The sequence below is a fragment of the Vibrio sp. 10N.286.46.A8 genome (assembly GCF_041470165.1).
Lineage (GTDB): Bacteria > Pseudomonadota > Gammaproteobacteria > Enterobacterales > Vibrionaceae > Vibrio > Vibrio tasmaniensis_A.
On the sequence record NZ_JBFRLX010000311.1, the window covers coordinates 1 to 404 of the forward strand.

The following is a 404-nucleotide window of genomic DNA, read 5'->3' on the forward strand; positions in this document are numbered from 1 at the left end:
CAGTGTCCCGTTCGTCTAGAGGCCTAGGACACCGCCCTTTCACGGCGGTAACAGGGGTTCGACTCCCCTACGGGATACCATTGGGTCGTTAGCTCAGTTGGTAGAGCAGTTGACTTTTAATCAATTGGTCGCAGGTTCGAATCCTGCACGACCCACCATTCTTTCTCCGCGAAGGAATTAAAACTATCGTGGGCGATTAGCTCAGTTGGGAGAGCACCTGCCTTACAAGCAGGGGGTCACTGGTTCGAGCCCGGTATCGCCCACCATTCTCTAAATATTCTTGGTTATAGTCATATCCAAACCACTTCTTTTGTCGTTGGTTGGTGTGTTTGACCCTGAGAGTCTTTAGAAAATGTGAATTTTAGAACACTGGTTCTTAAAGTCTCATGCTCTTTAACAATTTG

The 404-nt window shown here is 47.8% G+C and carries 3 tRNA genes; all 3 read left to right on the forward strand.

Features of this window, described 5'->3' with window-relative positions:
• Positions 1–4: 4 nt before the first annotated feature.
• Positions 5–80, forward strand: a tRNA-Glu gene (locus tag AB4232_RS21955).
• A gap of 2 nt (positions 81–82) precedes the next feature.
• Positions 83–158, forward strand: a tRNA-Lys gene (locus AB4232_RS21960).
• A 32-nt stretch (positions 159–190) separates the two neighbouring features.
• A tRNA-Val gene (locus AB4232_RS21965) sits at positions 191–266 on the forward strand.
• Positions 267–404 lie beyond the last annotated feature (138 nt).